Source organism: Parabacteroides sp. FAFU027 (assembly GCF_022808675.1).
Lineage (GTDB): Bacteria > Bacteroidota > Bacteroidia > Bacteroidales > UBA7332 > CAXXIC01.
This window is the reverse complement of record NZ_JAKZKV010000001.1, coordinates 226094-244134: the sequence shown is the minus strand read 5'-3', so window position 1 is coordinate 244134 and position 18041 is coordinate 226094. Positions and strand designations below refer to the sequence as shown.

Below are 18041 nucleotides of genomic sequence, written 5' to 3'. Positions count from 1 at the left end.
CGGATTATTCCCGTTATAATAATGCTGTGATCATCTGTCAAATCTGATATTTTGAATGAATTTAGATCTGAACGACCAGATACTTCGATACGCTCCAGAATCTGGATGGGTTGGTGATTTCGATTGAGATTGTTTTATTTGCTCCGGCTACCAGATTATAGCTGTTTTTAGGATGTGCTGATAGAATGGTCACTTTTTTGCTATTAGTCGGGATCGAAGTCATGCTTCTCAGATCACCTTGGGTAAATGCCTGTTGATCAAACTCCTTGTCCATCACTTTTTTCTTTTGGAAAAGACCGGTTCCGGAAAGGATATGTGCTTCTTTCAGCTTTTTGGTAGAAGCCACGCAATACCATACTGTATTGATGTTGTCATCCTGGGTTTTGATGGTTGCTTTTTGCTGGTCACTGACTTTATTCAGTTCGGCTACGTTGTTATTCAGATTATTAACGGTGCCGTTGAGCTCATCAATCTTGATGTTTTTCTGATTAAGTTCTTCCTGCAGAGACTGTATCAGCGCATCTTTTTCTGCCAGTTCGCCTTGCAGACGTTTAATGGTTTTAGTCAGAGTACTGTTCTCTTTTCCTTTTTTGCCTGAAATCCGTTGAAGTTCGGCAATCCTGGCCTTATTTTGCTCCATGATCTGTTTGATCATATTCATTTGTTCACCGATAATTGCTTTTCTGGATGCCGCATTTTCTGAAGTGCCTTTAATATTGAGCTTCATCCGGTTTTCGCTTTTGCTGATCTCTGCAAAACCGGCTTCAACATCGTTAATTGTCGCAAGTGTTTGATTATAATTTGAATCCAAAGCCTCGTTTTCCAGTTTCAGCGAATCCCGTTGGGCAACCATGGATTTGTATTTACCTGAATTTTCGACACAAGAAGCAGAGGTCAATGCAAGCGCAGCGATCACTGCGTAGATTTTGAAAGTTTTCATACGTTTAAAAGTTAATTGGTTCATGATATTTTTTGTTTGTTCTTTTAAATGGGTTGGTGTTTTTGATTTTGGCTAAAGAATGTGGGGTTGAGTATTACAACCCCGTTTTAGCTGTCATGACCGGGCGGCTCTTAATCCTTCCACTCTTTATTTCTGCCATACGCATGTCCTCTGCCATGACCATTTCCTTTTTCCTTGTAAAATTCTTCCCGGGGCTGGCGATCATATTCCCTGTAATAATAACCTCTGTTTGGGTTACCGTGAAAGTAACGGCCATAAGCATGTCCCGGAGGAGTATTTCTTGGGGTATATCCGCAATGGATATATGGCGAATTACCGCGATAATCATTGATTACGATTTTGCGGCCACGATACAGGTCGTAGTCCCTGAATCTGCCGGGAAGCTGGTGTCTGTGTACCCATCTTCCATTGTCAGCATAAATAAACATGGCTGATGGAATATCGTAATAAGCTTCTACTTCGGGCAGATAGTAATATCTGACGTCCTGTTCAACAACAGGTCCCCATGTCGGCCTGGCACCAATGTTTACATTGACAGATACTTGTGCTTTCATTGCACCGGCAAGTAATATTGCCAATCCGGCTACTATAAGTTTTGAAGGTTTCATAATGTTCGCTTTTAAAGAATGTCTTATACTGATATAAATTCAATTATTATGCCGGAATAGTTAACTGGTTGATAATGATAGGTGTGTGCCTTTAGTGCGGTGTGGAAAGTTGTGGAAAACTGTAGAAGGGCGATGGGGATAGGTGTGGACATGTGTATCAACCCTTTTCAATAAAACAAGAAAGCTGTGAACAGCATTATTTGATCTATCCACAGCTTTCTCTATAGAGATACAGAAATGTTATAGCTTGATTGTCAGGCCAAATTTCCCCTCAGAGAAGGCATTTCCTCCACCAAACTCCAGGTTAATCCCCACTTTTTTTGAAATAAAATAGCGTCCGCCTATCTGAGCTCCCAGTCCTAATCCGGAGGTGTGAGATCCGTCGTATGTGTCGGGTGAACTCCATACATAGAATCCGAGGTTGAGTCCCGCATAGAGATCCCAGTTGCGGGGAATGTTGAATACGTTATTAAAGTGGTAATTCGCATTTCCTGAAATACCGGTTATACTATGGTCGTAATAATAGTGATCCCAGTATTCGCGATATGAGCGATAAGTTAGTTCTCCTCCCAGCGTTACATCACTGCTGACGGCATGGTCAAATCCCAGGTAAAGAGGTACTCCCCAGTCAGAGAGACCTACACCGAAATTTAACTGGCTTCTACCCGTTGCTAATGAGTTCTGGCCGAATGATGATACTGAAATGAAGGAGATTACTGCAAATAATAAAAGATACTTTTTCATAATAGACTATTATATTGGTGTTTAATGTGATTTGCGAATTATAATTACCCCACACCAGATTTTTCGATATGTATGTAATGTAAATGTGTGGAATAAGTTTTGGGGTCGAAACTTACAACCCCGTTTTAGCAGTCAGGACAGCTCTGGCTTTTAATCCTTCCAGCTTTTATATCTGCCATAAGCGTGTCCTCTGCCGCGATCGTGGTCCTCCCTTTCATCGCCGTCTTGTCTGTACCGTTGATTGTCTCTATAAGAAACTTCATAAGTACGACGGTCGTTGTCGGGGTAATATCCTCTTTCGGAGCGAGCGTAATTGTTGTGATCATAATCACGCCCCGGCGCATATCTTTCACTATAGCGGTAATGGGTGTATGGGGAATCTCCACGATAATCGTTGATTACCATTTTGCGGCAATGGTGCAGGTCGTAGTTGCGGAATCGTCCGGGAAGTTCGCGTCTGTGTATCCATTCTCCATTGTCCATATAAATAAACATAGACGAGGGAATGTCATAATATACATCTACATCGGGCAGGTAATAATACCGTACACTCGCTTCTACAGCGGGAGCCCATGACGGACGGGCACCGATATTTACACTGATGGAAAATTGAGCGTGCATGGCACAGGCAATGAAGATTGCCATTCCGGTTACTATTATTCTTAGCGGTTTCATAATGATTGATTTTAGAGGTTTGTTACTCTCTTTGAAAAGGACAATCATTGTGCCGGAATTGCTAATGCGCTGATATATTTATGAATAATGATTTTGTGGAGTGTGGAAATTTGTGGAATTGTGTGGTGTGGAATGTGGCTGGATGTGTGGAAATGGAAGCTCCTTTTGTCTCAGATTCCATTTTACCTGGGACAAGATTTAAGAATGTTCAAATTTAAGGGGGTATTTGTTACACTTTAAGCGGCTCATAGCTACTGAATGCTAGAGCCCCACACCGGGCAGCGGCTCAAAGCCGCTTGCCGGATTGACAGTAATGAAATAAACGAACAAACTTGGATTGCCCGGTGGAGCTTGAGAGTCAGACTTACAATTCTTTTGATACGAGCCTTTAAAGCTTAGAACTGATTGATTCCGGAAAATCCGTTTTCAACCTGTTCAGGTCAGTAAATCCGGCTTTGAGCGCTTTTCGAAGAACGGAAATTGTCGCCTCATTGTTACCCTGCCAGAAAGGAGGGAAGGCAGAGTAGTAATACATCTCGGAGTTTTCAGGTTCTATCGTGCGGTAAACGAATAAAACCCGGTTCAGTAAGTCTGCATTGTGTTGAGCTATGGCTTGTTTCCCCAGCGAGTAACAGACTATTCCCCAGAATCCTTTAATTCTCCGGTACATGTCTGCACGCATGGCGTCCTGTTCGGTTTTGATTTTACCTTCAACGGTATTGATTTCGTTTTTCCACCAGTTGCTCTCTTTGGTGTTGAAAGCCTCCACATAAGTCTGACGCATCCCGATTTCGTAGTTCAGGCAATTTCCGAGACGGCTGAGCTGATTTCTGTACACCACATCGTTTTTCAGGGAATTATAGGTTGTGGCAAATGTTTTATTCCAGTCAAAGAGCTCAACGGAGGCCATATTTCGGGCGATAAGTGCTGCTTTCAGGTAATCTCCCTGTTGCTTCAGTGATTCAATTCGGGTTTGTTGTTGCTGATTATAGGCTGTTAGTTGAGTCCTCGTATTCGCAGATTCTGCATTTGGCGTGACGAAATGCAGATACCCCACTGCATTGTCCAGTATCAGGCTGTCGGGCCAGCTGTGTGAAGCATTGGTCAATTCAATTTTCAGATTATGCGGAAGGGATTCTTCCTGAAAAAGATACTGAGCCGTCTCCATAAAATTAAAATCATCCGTTCCTGAAATGGAGATGATCGGGCAGGAGAGGGTGCTGATTTCGTTCCGTCCGGCCAAAGCCCCACAAAGGATCAGTCCGTCTGCCGGATGTCCCAACGCATAACCCAATGCCATGCGTGCTCCACCCGAAAAACCGGTCAGGAACAGTGCTTTCCCTACCGGATATTTGCTGCGTACATCGTTAATCAGTGTTTGTATTGCCCGGTCATACCCTTCAAAACCGTTTTTTACATAATCGGAAGCGACTAATATCATCGGATATTTCCCGGCAGCCAGCTTGAATTTATTCAGGGCAAACTTTCCGGAACCATGCGCATCAATAATCACCAGTAATGGCAACTTTTCCTCCTCTTTCGTCCTTGCCGGAATATACACCTCATATTTGTTGGCAGCATCCGTAAGGCACGAATCCGTTTTCTCAATGGCCTTAATTGTTTCGTTTGAGTGATTCACTCCCCGGCATGAAATCAATGTGCCAAATAGCAAGACAAGAAGGGAAAGGAGTACTCTGTTCATGATGGTGGTTTTTCTGAAAGGTTAAACGGAATAAGGAGATGAATCAATTTTGTTGGTATTACGATCAAGAGCTCAACCGTGAGCTAATCACCTGTTCTTACATCGTGACTGTATAGTCGGTCCGGATCGACATTTTGGTACTTTTACCTTCGGCTTGCTTCTTGTCTGAAGAATTACTATTGATGGTAATGGAAATTGTCATCGAACCATCTAAGCTCTTAATCCATCCTGTTTTACGGTCCAGATGATATATTGCTTTGTTTTCTCCGATTTCCAGCTTGAACAGCATGGCCAGAAAACCACCTGCCCCGGATGAAGGCATTTCCGGCAGGCTCGAAACGCTTTCAATCAGGTATTCGTCCGGATTTATAGCTAGTAATTTGTAGGTGTTGGTCATTTTATGTAATGTGTCACCTTGCAAAGGAGTGAACGTTTGCCAGGTGTCCCCCGGATTAAGCGGTTTCTCCGGTAATTCGATGAACGTTTTCTCGAACCCTGAAGCAAAATCAGCCTGTTTGAGGTTATTCTTTTGCTTTGCCTTGATTTTCTCTAAGGAATCAGCCGGTAGTTTCATTTTGGCCAGTTGGCGGGTCATGTAATTCAGGGCCGGTTGCATTGCTTCTGCAATATTCCCGGTTTTTAGTATCTTTCCATTCCGGGCAACGTCCAGGGAGAGGCTTTTTCCCATCATCATTTTCAACATAATACCCAGTTGTTTCTTCAGGTCAACATCGCCTGTCGTTGTGCTGAGGGAGTCGCTGAATGCAATAGCGTCGGTATCAATGCTGAAGTCTTTCTCTTTTAGTGGAGTTGCGGCATTCATGAGCAGTCTTTCAAACGAAACATCCATCGCGTACCCCTGCGGAGTCTGTTCTTTAATCCGATACAAAATATCCGGAGCGAATTTTACATGCATTTCCATGTTCTTATCCGGTGCAATGATCGAAGTGGTGATGTTGAAGCGGCCATGCATCAGGAATTGGTCACCCTTTTTCAGGTTAAGCTTCAAAGTCTCTCCTTGTGTTGTTCCGCAAAGGAGTAATGCGGTGAAAACTGTAATAAGTCTCAGTTGGTTGATGCTTTTCATTATCTTTTGAATTATTGGTGGTTAACTGTGTGTTTGTGCGTTGTGAGAAATGAGTCGTTTTATACCTGACAGGTTTTTAAAACCTGTCAGGTATAACCTTAGATTACAATACCCCTTCCCACTCTTTATAAAACTGCTCCAGATAGAGTTCCATAAAGCGGTGTCGCTCTTCAGCCAGTTCTTTTCCCATTCGGGTGTTCATCCGCTCTTTGAGTAGCAGAAGCTTTTCGTAGAAATGGTTGAGGGTAGGGGTGTTACTGTTTTTATACTCCTCTTTGGTCATATTGAAGCTGGGAGGAATGGCAGGATCGTAAATATCCCGGCCTTTGTGTCCACCGTAGTTAAATGTGCGGGCAATGCCAATCGCCCCCATCGCATCCAGTCGGTCGGCATCCTGGATAATGTCTAGCTCCGGGGAATGAAACGTTTGCTCATGGTTTCCCCCTTTGAATGAGATATGGCGGATAATCTGCTCTATATGATCAATCACCTCTTTGTCAACTGCCATCGCACTCAGGAATTCTCTCGCTTTACTAGACCCGATCTCTTCATCCCCGTTATGAAATTTCGAATCGGCAATGTCATGCAGTAAAGCGCCGAGCTCCACCACGAACTGATCCGCTTCTTCGCCTTGCGCAATCCGTTGGGCTAGTTTCCACACCCGGTAGATGTGCCACCAGTTGTGCCCGGCTTCGGTGGTGGATAGTTCTGACTGGACGTAGGCGATGGTTTGTTGGATGATGGAGGTTTTGAGCATTGATTGATGAGTGGTGGTGATCTTCATGTTTCTAGCTTTCTAATTCCCAGATGTTTTTACCCGGATGCTTCAATTTAAGGTACATAAGACTTACACAAAGAAAACCTAAAAACACTCCCAGAATTTCTAATGTATAAATTAAGACGTCATCAACAAAAGTTTCCGGGGTAGTGTCGTCACTATAGATATTGATGTCAGGATTAGATGCAGAGTACATAACTCTAATGTTATCGCCTATTTCTCCATCATAGGTATTAAATGTTGAGCCTGAATGTTTGATGCCGGCAATATAAAATTCAAAAGTGGCCGTGTGTGCGCCTTTACCTCCTGAAATATAGGTTACTTTTGAAGTTGTTGATTTGGGATCTTGATTCACCACTTCGCGAATGGAGTTGTGATTTTGTACTACATAGAAACTGAATGAAAATATAGTTAGAGTAAAGACTGCTATAATTATTACCATAGTTCGGATATTCTTCCTGATCTTACTCTTATCTTTCTTTTTACTAAGTGTTTGTCTGATCTGAATTTGCTTTTTCCTTTTCTTTGTCATCTGATTTTTGATTCTTATAATTTTTCAGGTGTATCTTATTAAATAGCAAGTCTGGTTGCTGATTAAGCATTTATTGTCTCTAATCATTCAATCCCTTCCCATCCAGGATCATCGGGATACATTTCTCAACTCTCGACTCTCTGGTTTTGGCTTGTTTGGGTTGTGAGAAGTAAAGGATATAGGCCCTTTGCCGTCCCGGAGTCAACGCCTCAAACGCACTCTTCAATGCAGGAATTTCATCCAGTCTCTTTTGAAACTCTTCCGGAATATTATATTCAGACGACTTTTTAAACTCCACTTTTAGGCCGGCCTTTTCCACCTCGATAGCCTGAAAGATATAGGCTTTCAGAATGTCTTCCTGCTCTGTGATTTCCCTGATATTGGTAAAGCGGATTTGTCTGCCCGCCTGCACATTCGTCGTTTGTTGGATCAGGATCCCGTGGGTGTCCTGTAGTAAGGCTCCCTTGAAAAACAGTAATGCGCAATATTCTTTAAAGCCGTGAATGAGTACCACGTTATTCTGCTGGTGCGTATAGCATGGTACACCCCACTTCAACTCTTCAGTCAGTCCACAGTCAAGAGCGATCTTTCTCAGCTTCACCATCTCTTCCTGCCACTTGTCTGTTTTGCTCAAAAATGCATCAACCTTTGGATTCATATTGCTTTTTCTTTGAAGAAGTTGTTTTATAAAGTGTTTGCTTATAAGTAGGACAATGTAATTAGTTTGTATTATTTGTTCTTAAAGGGACAGAGCTGCAAGTTTCTCACTCAGACCCCCAACCCCCAAAATGGGGGCTATAACGCAGTTCTATATATGAATATTAGCACATTTAATTAGCTATTCGACCAGGCTAACGTTGTGATTGCACCACTCCTCCCCATTTTGGGGAGGTCGGGAGGGGTCGGTAATCTAGAGTTGAATTAACACTTTAGTATAAACTAAATTGGCTCATGCACTTACTGCGTTTACCTGATGTCCTGTTTTGTAACTAGTTCAAATGGACAAACCTAACAGGTTTTGAAAACCTGTTAGGTTTACTCTCAGTATGTCCCCCAGACACCGCAAATTTAAACAATTCCAGTAATGTTCCCTTGTTTTGCATATTACTAACAAAGCTATTTGATGGATAAATGGAATAAGATTATCCATTAAACATCTTGTTTCGTTTGATTGGCTCTCCTTTTCTGAGCTTTATTGCGTGAAAAACAGATGGAACGTCATTTGTCCACTTTCTGAGTATAAGTAGAATGGCTATTATCTCAATACGTGACAATACACCCAGGTAAAAGCAAATATTGAATATTAAGCCGGAGCCATTTCTTAGGATTACTTCGATCAAGGTTGCCACAATGGTTAATGCCCAGAATTTTGACAGGATTGCATGTGTCGCTACTTCCTTTTTGAATCTCAGATAGCTTATTGCATAAGTAAGCGCTTCTAAAGCAATCACTAAAGATAGTTTCCACAGATTGTCTCTGAAAAACTGCGGAGATATTATAAAGGCTCCCACGAATGCAAATATCCAGAATATCTGATCGATTGATGAATCTAACCTTCGCAATTTCTCATTCGAGATGTTCAATGACCTCGCAATTATACCATCAAAGATATCCGATACTATTGCCCAAATCATTATTCCTACAATCAACTCTCTGATTAAAATTGAATCATAAAAGGAGAGGAAAAGAACAACCGGCCCCAATAATAATCTTGAGTATATTAACGCTAGCGGGATTTTATGCAACAGAGCTTTCAATGTCATTCAGGTATTATAGATTATCAGTTGCGGTACTTCGGACCTGGCGCGAGGTGAGTGGGGACAGTTTTTTGATGATGTAGGCCGGAGTCATGCGTAGAACAGCCTACTGCGGTTTGTGTTCTACTTTTGTCATCACCGGACTAAAGTCCGGCGTTACCGGATCGGCCACACCTACGGTGTTTTGTCATTGTCAAATGCCGTAGGCATGGCCGATGTTGTAGTACACGGGTTTTAACCCTGTGGTTTGTTATTTTCTTTCAATAAGTAGTTGCGAGAGCGAGCCCGGATATCCGCGTTGGATGGCCAGTTCACTTGCCAGATGATCAATCTCGGTTTTTGAGATGCTGTCAAGCAGTGCATTTTGTTTTGCATTCGTTGCCATAACCGGAACAATGTTTTCTTCCTGAATCTTTTGAATGATTTGCCTGGCTACCGTTAAGGCAGAAGAGGCTTTTACAATCTCGGCACGCGCATACGAATCACTTGGAAAACTCACCTCACCCACTCTCAGGCTCGGGTCATCGCCCGGTATCTGCTGTGCTCCGTGCAAGGGCGGCCCTCCTACGGTAGCCGATTTGAATGAAGGCACATATCGGGCTGCATAACGGATGGCGGATTCAGTTCTTGTGTTGATTTCATTCTGATGCCATTCACGAGCAATTTTCCTTTTGATAGATGAGTCAAATTCAGCGGGTGATCCATCCTTTTTTGACTGTATCAATCCATTGTCAAACAAAGTGATATCCTTTGTCATGCCATGGATCTGATAATAGTCATTATTGTAAGGCGTTATCTGTAACATTCCGTGCGTACTGCCACGCTCTCCGTGAAAAATCATCTCAGGAATTAAGCCCGGAATACTATGCCATTTGGATATATAGGCCGCTTTGTATTCAACCAGTCTATTAGAGTTTAACTGTATATGTTTATCTACATGAGCAGTTTTATAGCCAGATGAATTGACTAAATACTTCACTTTATAGACTGCATCCTTCGTCCTTATTTCCCAATTGTAATCCAGTTGCTGGTTGCGTACATCATTGATATTTATGACTTTAGTATGCGTATGTAGCTCGCATGCATCGGCCTTATAAAGAGCTAACTGCGCCTGAGCCGCCAATCGAAAAAGGTTCCATCCATATTCCTGCACTAAGAAAACCGGCATTTTCAGGTTTTCGTAATCAATGTATTTAATAGCATTAGCCATCCATTCATCCTGCGATTTGGGATGTTGTACCGTGGCTTGCTTTGCCAGCGCGACCAAATCTTCGTGCGAATATGATTTGTAATAGTCGGCAGGATTGCCTAACACTTCATTTGATGCATCTTCGCTAATCAGCTCTTGATAGTAGTTTGCCAGGAGTTTGAGTTTATCCTCAATCTTATTTACATCAATGTTTTCTGATTTTGGAACGCTGATAAAGGTCGGTCTTTCATCAATCGACTGTGGAAATAGTTTCGCCATGTCGATGGATTGAAGCATGAGCTGTTTACATTGCTCTACCGATATTTCGGGGTACAGGTTTCCTCCTGCGTGTAAGTGGCAGAATGGAGGCCCGTTTACAAGGCTTTCACCCTGTTCGAATAAAATATTGTCTACTCCGTTTTGGGCAAGTTGTAAGGCAATAACAGAACCTGATATTCCACCTCCAATAATGCCCACCTTATATATCTTACTCATTTCAAAATAGTTTTTGTAGGTCAGAAAAATGATCTAAAACTATATCTGGTTTATAGTCTGCAATATTCTCGTTGTAGTTGTAACCATACGTCACACCAATGCTATTCATCCCCGCATTTTGCGCTGCAAGAATATCATTTTTCGAGTCGCCAACCATGATGCTTTTTTCTATGGTCGTGTTCATCGCGTTGGCTAAATAGAGCAAAGGGGCGGCATGAGGTTTTTTCTCAGGTATGGAATCTTCGCCAATCCAAAGCTTAAAGTACTGTTTAATGGAGAGAAAATCGAGTATCGATTCGATGTAATCAAACGGTTTATTGGTGCATATCACCATCTTATACCCTTTTTCATCCAGGTAGTTTAGCGTTTCTGATACTCCGGCATAAGTGAAGGTTTTCTGACACGATACCTCTTTATATGCCGAAAGATAAAACGCAAAAGCTTCTGCGAAGAAATCATCCGTTAGTTCCTTCTCCTGCATGGCAAGGTTAAGCGCTCTTTTGACCAGTGTAGAAGCTCCATTCCCCACAAAGGAAGCGATGAGTCTGATTTCTATGTCGGGTAAATTAAAGTGCGTCAACATGTTATTGATCGCCGTAGCTAAGTCTGGTATACTATTGATAAGTGTACCATCAAAGTCAAATATAATAAGTTCTTTGTCTTTATAATCCATATTACTTAATTGTGCGACAAAGATGTGGAAGTTTTGATTAAGTAAGAAGCAATTATAGGGATTTTAGAAGAAAATGGACTCTATACGCGTCCTATTTGTAATTACGCCTAACGACCGAGGCTATGGGCATTGGCGGCTTGCGGGAGCGTTCGCTGTCGTGAAACGACAAAGTGAATGCGGGAGCAAAACTGCCGGAATGCACGTCAGCCAGCCAATGAACATAGGCATGTGTTAGGGGCAACTTTTTTGTTTCTATTTTGTCAACAGTTTATATATGTTTCCTTTTTTGTCAATCAAGACATGTTTTTTGTCCTTAGTCCAAACTTCACAATACTGTTTTTGAAAGTCGCGTACTTTTGTGAACTTTGGTTCAATCGCAATTTTTCCAGTTTTGTCGATAAATCCCCAGAGTCCTCCAGTCCAAATTGTGTGTTCTTCGTCTACTCGCTCAATATGTCCACCCACACAGAAAGCTGCTAAGCCACTACTGAATGGAAAGGCAAATTCAAAGGGTTGTTTTGTTATTTTCTCACCTTTCATGTTTGCAAATCCAATTCGTTTGTTTTCTTGGTATCTGAAAAGTCCTTCAACAACATAGTCAGGACCATTGTCGTAAATAAACGGTGTTAGAATTTCCTTTCCTTGTCGGTCAATTACAATCCAGTTGAATTTTTTTGTCACAAATGCAATGTGGTACATTGTATCAGTTTCTACGTGTTCATATTTGGGACTTAAAACCACTTTTCCTTTTCTTGTCTTGAAGCCCCACAATTCTTTTCCTCCAACCTTGTCTTTAAATGCAAGCAAATAGTCTGACTTCTTTTCTTGTCCAAATGAAGTTAGATAAAAAAGAAGTATGATAATAGTCGTAATATGTTTTCTGTTCTTCATTTTCTTTTTTAAAGCTGCCCCTAACGACCGAGGCTATGGGCATTTGGCGGTTTGCGGGAGCGTTCGCTGTCGCACAGCGACAAAGTGAATGCGGGAGCAAAACCTGCTAAATGCACGTCAGCCAGCCAATGACCATAGGCGTGTGTTATGGCCTAGGTGTTTGTTTTATTATACTGGTTGTCGTTTTTATTTTGTCGTTAATTTTTTCTAGTTTTTCAAGTGACGTTTCGATTCTCTTTCTAATCCCTTTTAGTTGTTTTGCGAATTCAGTAGCATTTAGTCGAACATGGTTAAATCTAATTCCAGCTTGAGTTGCTAATGTATGCAAGTCGTTAAAGAAAGGAGCTCTGCTATATGTCTTTGCTAATTCTACTCCAAAAGGTAAAAGAAAATTTGATTCTATTTTTCCAAGTTGCGCTTTTTCATCAATTAGCTTCTGATATACGTCATGAAAAGAAGTCAGAAAGTGGTATTCTGGTAATGAAGCATAATTGCCTTCTTTTACTTCGATATCTTTTATCCATTTTATTATTTCTGTAGATAAACTTTCAATTTTATCCTTGATATATAATTGGTCTCGATAAACAAAATTCACCTGTTTGTCTACAGAATCAATTGATTGCTTAAGTTCCATGTATAGAAAGTCAATCGAACTATATATATTTTTATAGTCTGCTATTTTTTCTTGACTATCGGGTATAATAGAATGATATGCATGAAAAACCTCTTCTGTATCCATCTTTTGTAGTCTCAGCAAATCATTACTAGCTATTAGTTCTAATAAATGTTGTTCAGTGGGTACTTTCTCAATTTCAGCTGACAGTTTTTCAAATTTCCCGATTTGCTTCTTTATAATATCAACACAAGTTTCTATTAATTGAGACATATATACAAGTCTGTCATTATATAAGTCTTGCTTAATATATTTATCTCTCTCGTTCTGTTTTCTTTCAGCTACTTTTGTTAAGTAGTAAGCTCCAAGAAAGCCAAGACCTGTTCCTAAAAATGCTACTAAGAGGCTTAGCCAAAATGAACTAGGTTCATTAATTAAATTTTCGACTCTATAATACTCAAACATAGATTATCATTGTTTTATGAGTTTTTAATTTGAGAGAGTTCTAAGTTCATCTCTTGACCTGCCAACGTGTAAATTAAGTTCTGTAGCTGGTGAACACTCAAGATTTCTGATAGCATATTACCATGTCTATTTTGACCTTGTATCAACCTAAATCCACATACTTTTCCTTGCGTGTCTAGGTAAGCATATAGATTAATTGACGGTGACAAAAAGTATGTGTCCAAACTTAGAACATATGTTGTATGTACTTCTTTGGATTGTTTAAAACCATATTTTAAAAGAATATCTTCTGTAAGTGGAATTGGCTCTATTTTATTTAGATTTATATTCTTGTATCTTGAGGGAAATGAAGGATTATCAGTTTCTTCAAGCATAAACTCAAAATTTACGTGTCCAACAAAAACACCATTTACAGTGTGTTGATTTCCCATATAATTGACTAAATTCCCAATTCGTAATTCTTGTGGTTTTATCATAATTCTTCATTTATAATGATTTGAAAATTCGTAAAAGAACTTCCATAAATAATTCTGTTCTATGTCAGTTTTACAAAACGTATCAATAGTAGAATGCGTTTTTTCTTTTTTTTACACTTGGCCATAACACCAATATATAGTTACCTCATTTTCTGTATGGTCACCTGATTGCCCATATATCCGTCATATAAATAGCTGTGCAACTTGCTATGTTGTTGTAGATGAGTGATATATGAATATTCGGTGTTTTGGGATAGGTACTCATACAGGAATTTCGTTATACTATGTCTGATGTCATTATGTTATTAAATTCTGGATTCAAAAGTAATAAAGTATTTTGATCTATTGTAATATTATGTGATGTTTAATTGGTCTAATGGGCTTTTTATTTGCTCAAACCCTTTAGTTGTTATGTGTGTATATATTTCTGTTGTTTTACTACTTTCATGACCAAGTAGATTTTGTATATAACGAAGATCCGTGCCTGCTTCAAGTAGATGTGTTGCAAAGCTATGTCGTAATGTGTGAACGGTGACATGCTTTTTAATATTGGTTTTAGCTACAGCTGCTTTGAGAATTTTTTTGATGCTGCTTCTTGAATACTGCTCTCCATTCGCACCTTCAAACAACCATACTTTTGGTTTGTATTGAAGAAAATATTTTCGCAGTATTTCCAAAGTCTTATATCCCAGCAAAGTGTATCGGTCTTTTTTTCCTTTGCCTTGCTCCACCCTTATCTGCATACGTTGGCTGTCGATATCTTTAATCTTCAGGTCAATGGCTTCGCTAATACGCAGTCCGGCAGAATATATAGTCATCAGGATGGCTTTATGCTTAAGGTTTTCGGTGGCATTCAGTATCATCGTGACTTCTTCTGTACTAAGTACTTCGGGTAGGTACTTCTCTTCGCGGGGGCGGTCGATGATATAGATTTTTCGATTTCCACCTAGCACCCTTTCGTAGTAAAACTTGATAGCATTGATAGACTGGTTCTGGTAGGAGGTGGATATTTTCCGCTCATTTACCAGATAGCGCAGGAAGTCGATGATCATCGGCTCGGTGATATTTTCCGGTTGATGAGCTTCATAATGATTGATAAACTCTTCGAACAGGTCAGTGTATGAGTTGATCGTGTGTTGGCTGTATCTTAGCTCTTTGAGCTTTTCGATGTATTCAATCGGGCAGGTTTTGTAATTTCTGATATCCAACCGGGATTTACGTGGTATAATTTTGCCTTTGTTTTCTTCTCGATAAATCCATTCGAGAGAGTTCTGTTGTGCCAGGTCTTTGATTTCAGTCAAAAATTTTTCAGAATAAGGAAGTTCCCAACATCGTATATCGCTGTTCCAACTGCTGAGTGTAATTTGTCTGATTCGGGCTGCCAGATCTTTGTTGTAGCTGAAATAGATCCGTAATTTGCGCCTGAAGGAGCTGATGACCAGCATTTGGTCTTTATTATACGTTGGTTGTGTGGAGTTTAATGGCTGGATAGAAGATGTGTGTTCAATGATTTCTATCTTTCGATTGCCGAAATAGGCTTTCAGTTTGTCAATATTATCCCTGTAATTGGGGATTAACCAGCAAAATGTATTCTTATTCCATCGGAAATACCTGAATGATCGAATGAATTGGATATCCACCTCGTTTTTGGGCATTTTGATACTGATTTGTTTATCGGAGAGTTCAATTGTGATTGTGTTGGATGTGTTAGTTGGTTTAAGAGGAGGATTGTTTGCGTTTGTATTAATTTCCCCTGATTTTTCTATTTTCGTTATCCTTTGCTGACTGTTTTTCGGGGTTTCAGGATCAGATTGTTCTGGCCGGGGATATTCTATTTCCGGAAATAACTCTTTCAACCTTTCGAAAGCCTCTTTCGTATAAGGAATATGCCAGGCATTCAGTGTTCTGCTCCATTTGCAATCGGGTATTCGTTTTAATTTGAGCGCTATTTCCTGATTGTATGGAAAATCTATCCGGATGCGTATTTCGTTTCGGTGGGTGATTTTGCTGGCTTTCATGGTGTGTCAGGTTGGTTGTATACAAAAATAATAAATATAAAATTGGGTGGAATGGCTAATGGATAAATAATAGCCCTGGCTCCAGTGTGTTTGTCATTTTGTCCCCCATATCTCTAATTTTTAAAACGGGCAACTCCGCTCTTCCTCCACAGCAACTCAACAGCAACTCCACATATGCTCCACAGTTGTCCACATATAGGTGATTTGATAAAAATAGTCGGGTTTCCCGGTTTTTACTATCAGAATGATAATGGTTGTGAGGCGTGATGCTGTTTTTAATAACGCTGTTAGGTGAAAGCACGCTGACGAAGTTGGAGGGATGCGAGTACCAGTCCGCCTAATTAACCGCCCAATGATCGTATACCGATAACCTGACAGCGTCTATAGATCTGTCAGCGTTAAGTCCTTTACTGTTCATTCGATGAAAAAAGGAGCATCCTTTCATTTATCGCATTTTCTTATGGGAGCAGAGTCCCGATCAGCCTGATTTAACCGTTGATTCCAATACAAGATAATTGCGGTTAAAAACCGCAACACCTGATGGCGTTGTTTTGATTCTTTATTGATTTTAGTGTTTGAGCTTTTTGAATACGACAGCTACAAGCAGTCTGGGATTTGGGCACGCCTCCGTCCTGCGTAACCTGGTTAACTAACAATCACAAAACGCATGAGGATGTACGGCGTGTGGCTCCGGCCTGCGTAGCCAAAAACAAGGCCTTCTGCCTTACTAAAACAAAAGGACATTCGACTAAATATTCCCAATGCCCCTGACGGATATACTTTTGGGATTTTCGGTACCGTAGTGGCAGTCCCGATAGAATTCAGAACCGCCTTGATTACACATTGCTTTTTTACGTTTTCATATCCGATATGAGAGCCAAAACTTTTAAGGAGAAATACGGCATCATCTATAGAAAAGTCAATTTGAATCTGGGAAATAACTGATCGACCGGATATTTTTGCATTTTACTCGGGGATATGCCTATCATCAGTGATGACTCCATTTATCCCACATGGGATATTACAAATTTCCGCAGTTGACGCATATATCCCATGTGGGATACGTGTGTTTTTAGTGATGACGGGCTTGTGTAACGTGGGATACGTCTGTTTCTTCAGACATTTTAAGATACTCCACATGTTACAAGCCTGTTTCCGGTATGAATTTATGATATCCCGTTTGGGATAGTCACATTTCCAGTGGAAATTTAACATATCCCCGATGGGATATATACATTTCCGCTGATGTCACACTTGTGTACATTGCGACAGATACGTTTTCCTGACTCTTTTTGATTTTTGCAATTGATTGTTTTGCACAATCCTGAGGATTCGCACTTATTTTATGAATGGGGACAGACCAGAAGGGCTAAATGGTGCGAAGCGATTATTTTCTCATTTTCATCAATGGGCACTGTTCGGCCTCATTGAGCATTCATACTACCTACATCAAAGAACGCTTTTTCTGTTTATATCCACGCGCAACTTCTATTACCAAAAAACATTTTGTTTATGAATATCCGTATAATCACCTATTAATCTAACCGGAGTCTTATATTATGGTGCTCTGCACCTTTGTTGTCCGGGGATTCAATTTTTCTACAAATATTACGGGACTCTGTCCCTTTATATGATGATAATTGGTGCAGAGCACCATAATATTTGTAGAATATGGATAATACCACTCAACATTAGGTGCAGCGCACCGTAATATGAGTTTCGTCAAACGGCTTAGGTGTATATCGGGATATTCATTTTTTGTTTAGGGCGCATCGACTTTTATTGTATTCGCAATCCTAAGGAGCTTGACCATATAACAAATTGGGTTCTTACTCTTGAGAGTATTTGTACTATCAGAGAGAATTCACCTGAAAAGCAGCCAGCTTCGCTTCTCCTCCGTTCTAGCTCCGATACTGCTCCGATGTTCCTCCGATACTGCTCTTATTGATGGTTTATAAGTGTTTGTTGTCGTTTTTTGATATGGGTGGGCGTTTTGTGTCGATTTGTAATGATATATACCACAAAAAATAACAGTTTAAAAGTATGGTTTTCCGGATTGGATGGATAGTATCTTTTGCTTTGATTCCGGATAGTATTTAAATGGGAGGGGAGATTTGTTTGACTTTGCTGATTTCACTTCGGGTTTTATTTCAGAATATCAGTCAGACTGTTTTTGACATTTTGCTACTGTCGGATTTCGAAAATGAGTCTTTTTCCCGGTATTGATCCTCTAGGGATCCTCTAGGGACACTCTAGGTATCCTCCGGTGATGGTATAGAAAAAGGGAGGGATAGGAAATGGACTCGATTTGTTTGCAAAAATTGGCCGTTTTTACTTTTAATATATCAGAGTGATATTTGGACGTTCGCAGGGAGCC

At 40.5% G+C, this 18041-nt stretch carries 16 protein-coding genes; all 16 read right to left on the bottom strand.

Translation table 11 applies throughout. The features are described from left to right. Positions 1–61: 61 nt before the first annotated feature. A complete protein-coding gene (locus tag MLE17_RS01060) occupies positions 62–940 on the bottom strand; it encodes an ATG16 family protein (protein WP_243345542.1) in 879 nt (292 codons plus the stop codon). Positions 941–1071: 131 nt separating this feature from the next. Continuing rightward, positions 1072–1569 (bottom strand): hypothetical protein, encoded by a 498-nt coding sequence (locus MLE17_RS01055; protein WP_243345541.1) that lies wholly within the window; start codon positions 1567–1569, stop codon positions 1072–1074. Between the two features lie 240 nt (positions 1570–1809). Further along, entirely contained in the window at positions 1810–2313 is a 504-nt protein-coding gene (locus MLE17_RS01050) for a hypothetical protein (RefSeq protein ID WP_243345540.1), read from the bottom strand. 150 nt (positions 2314–2463) lie between these two features. Continuing rightward, positions 2464–2988, bottom strand: a complete 525-nt coding sequence (locus tag MLE17_RS01045) for a hypothetical protein (protein WP_243345539.1) — start codon at positions 2986–2988, stop codon at positions 2464–2466. Positions 2989–3376: 388 nt separating this feature from the next. Next, positions 3377–4690, bottom strand: a complete 1314-nt coding sequence (locus MLE17_RS01040) for a hypothetical protein (protein WP_243345538.1) — start codon at positions 4688–4690, stop codon at positions 3377–3379. Positions 4691–4787: 97 nt separating this feature from the next. Next, positions 4788–5777: a DUF6263 family protein gene (locus MLE17_RS01035; RefSeq protein ID WP_243345537.1), complete on the bottom strand. Its 990-nt coding sequence runs from the start codon at positions 5775–5777 to the stop codon at positions 4788–4790. Positions 5778–5880: 103 nt separating this feature from the next. Then, positions 5881–6561: an HD domain-containing protein gene (locus tag MLE17_RS01030; RefSeq protein WP_243345536.1), complete on the bottom strand. Its 681-nt coding sequence runs from the start codon at positions 6559–6561 to the stop codon at positions 5881–5883. 4 nt (positions 6562–6565) lie between these two features. Next, on the bottom strand, positions 6566–7087 hold the full coding sequence (locus tag MLE17_RS01025) for a hypothetical protein (RefSeq protein WP_243345535.1): 522 nt from the start codon (positions 7085–7087) through the stop codon (positions 6566–6568). A gap of 79 nt (positions 7088–7166) precedes the next feature. Next, the gene (locus MLE17_RS01020; protein ID WP_243345534.1) at positions 7167–7745 is read right to left on the bottom strand and encodes a YdeI/OmpD-associated family protein; all 579 of its coding nucleotides are present in this window, start codon (positions 7743–7745) and stop codon (positions 7167–7169) included. A 484-nt stretch (positions 7746–8229) separates the two neighbouring features. Beyond that, positions 8230–8850: a CDP-alcohol phosphatidyltransferase family protein gene (locus MLE17_RS01015; RefSeq protein ID WP_243345533.1), complete on the bottom strand. Its 621-nt coding sequence runs from the start codon at positions 8848–8850 to the stop codon at positions 8230–8232. 244 nt (positions 8851–9094) lie between these two features. Then, on the bottom strand, positions 9095–10528 hold the full coding sequence (locus tag MLE17_RS01010) for an FAD-dependent oxidoreductase (protein WP_243345532.1): 1434 nt from the start codon (positions 10526–10528) through the stop codon (positions 9095–9097). A 1-nt stretch (position 10529) separates the two neighbouring features. After that, complete coding sequence (locus MLE17_RS01005) at positions 10530–11201, bottom strand: phosphoglycolate phosphatase (protein WP_243345531.1); 672 nt, start codon at positions 11199–11201, stop codon at positions 10530–10532. A gap of 252 nt (positions 11202–11453) precedes the next feature. Then, entirely contained in the window at positions 11454–12092 is a 639-nt protein-coding gene (locus MLE17_RS01000) for a WG repeat-containing protein (RefSeq protein WP_243345530.1), read from the bottom strand. A gap of 145 nt (positions 12093–12237) precedes the next feature. Then, entirely contained in the window at positions 12238–13170 is a 933-nt protein-coding gene (locus MLE17_RS00995; protein ID WP_243345529.1) for a hypothetical protein, read from the bottom strand. A gap of 14 nt (positions 13171–13184) precedes the next feature. After that, positions 13185–13646 (bottom strand): hypothetical protein, encoded by a 462-nt coding sequence (locus MLE17_RS00990; RefSeq protein ID WP_243345528.1) that lies wholly within the window; start codon positions 13644–13646, stop codon positions 13185–13187. A gap of 353 nt (positions 13647–13999) precedes the next feature. Continuing rightward, entirely contained in the window at positions 14000–15664 is a 1665-nt protein-coding gene (locus tag MLE17_RS00985; protein ID WP_243345527.1) for a tyrosine-type recombinase/integrase, read from the bottom strand. Positions 15665–18041: the final 2377 nt, after the last annotated feature.

Bases quoted from the DNA above. Each gene is read 5' to 3' on its own strand.
- MLE17_RS01005 (WP_243345531.1), bottom strand. From the start codon at position 11,201: ATGGATTATAAAGACAAAGAACTTATTATATTTGACTTTGATGGTACA.
- MLE17_RS01060 (WP_243345542.1), bottom strand. From the start codon at position 940: ATGAAAACTTTCAAAATCTACGCAGTGATCGCTGCGCTTGCATTGACC.
- MLE17_RS01010 (WP_243345532.1), bottom strand. From the start codon at position 10,528: ATGAGTAAGATATATAAGGTGGGCATTATTGGAGGTGGAATATCAGGT.
- MLE17_RS01025 (WP_243345535.1), bottom strand. From the start codon at position 7,087: ATGACAAAGAAAAGGAAAAAGCAAATTCAGATCAGACAAACACTTAGT.
- MLE17_RS00990 (WP_243345528.1), bottom strand. From the start codon at position 13,646: ATGATAAAACCACAAGAATTACGAATTGGGAATTTAGTCAATTATATG.
- MLE17_RS01045 (WP_243345539.1), bottom strand. From the start codon at position 2,988: ATGAAACCGCTAAGAATAATAGTAACCGGAATGGCAATCTTCATTGCC.
- MLE17_RS01000 (WP_243345530.1), bottom strand. From the start codon at position 12,092: ATGAAGAACAGAAAACATATTACGACTATTATCATACTTCTTTTTTAT.
- MLE17_RS01050 (WP_243345540.1), bottom strand. From the start codon at position 2,313: ATGAAAAAGTATCTTTTATTATTTGCAGTAATCTCCTTCATTTCAGTA.
- MLE17_RS00995 (WP_243345529.1), bottom strand. From the start codon at position 13,170: ATGTTTGAGTATTATAGAGTCGAAAATTTAATTAATGAACCTAGTTCA.
- MLE17_RS01055 (WP_243345541.1), bottom strand. From the start codon at position 1,569: ATGAAACCTTCAAAACTTATAGTAGCCGGATTGGCAATATTACTTGCC.
- MLE17_RS01040 (WP_243345538.1), bottom strand. From the start codon at position 4,690: ATGAACAGAGTACTCCTTTCCCTTCTTGTCTTGCTATTTGGCACATTG.
- MLE17_RS01020 (WP_243345534.1), bottom strand. From the start codon at position 7,745: ATGAATCCAAAGGTTGATGCATTTTTGAGCAAAACAGACAAGTGGCAG.
- MLE17_RS01015 (WP_243345533.1), bottom strand. From the start codon at position 8,850: ATGACATTGAAAGCTCTGTTGCATAAAATCCCGCTAGCGTTAATATAC.
- MLE17_RS01035 (WP_243345537.1), bottom strand. From the start codon at position 5,777: ATGAAAAGCATCAACCAACTGAGACTTATTACAGTTTTCACCGCATTA.
- MLE17_RS00985 (WP_243345527.1), bottom strand. From the start codon at position 15,664: ATGAAAGCCAGCAAAATCACCCACCGAAACGAAATACGCATCCGGATA.
- MLE17_RS01030 (WP_243345536.1), bottom strand. From the start codon at position 6,561: ATGAAGATCACCACCACTCATCAATCAATGCTCAAAACCTCCATCATC.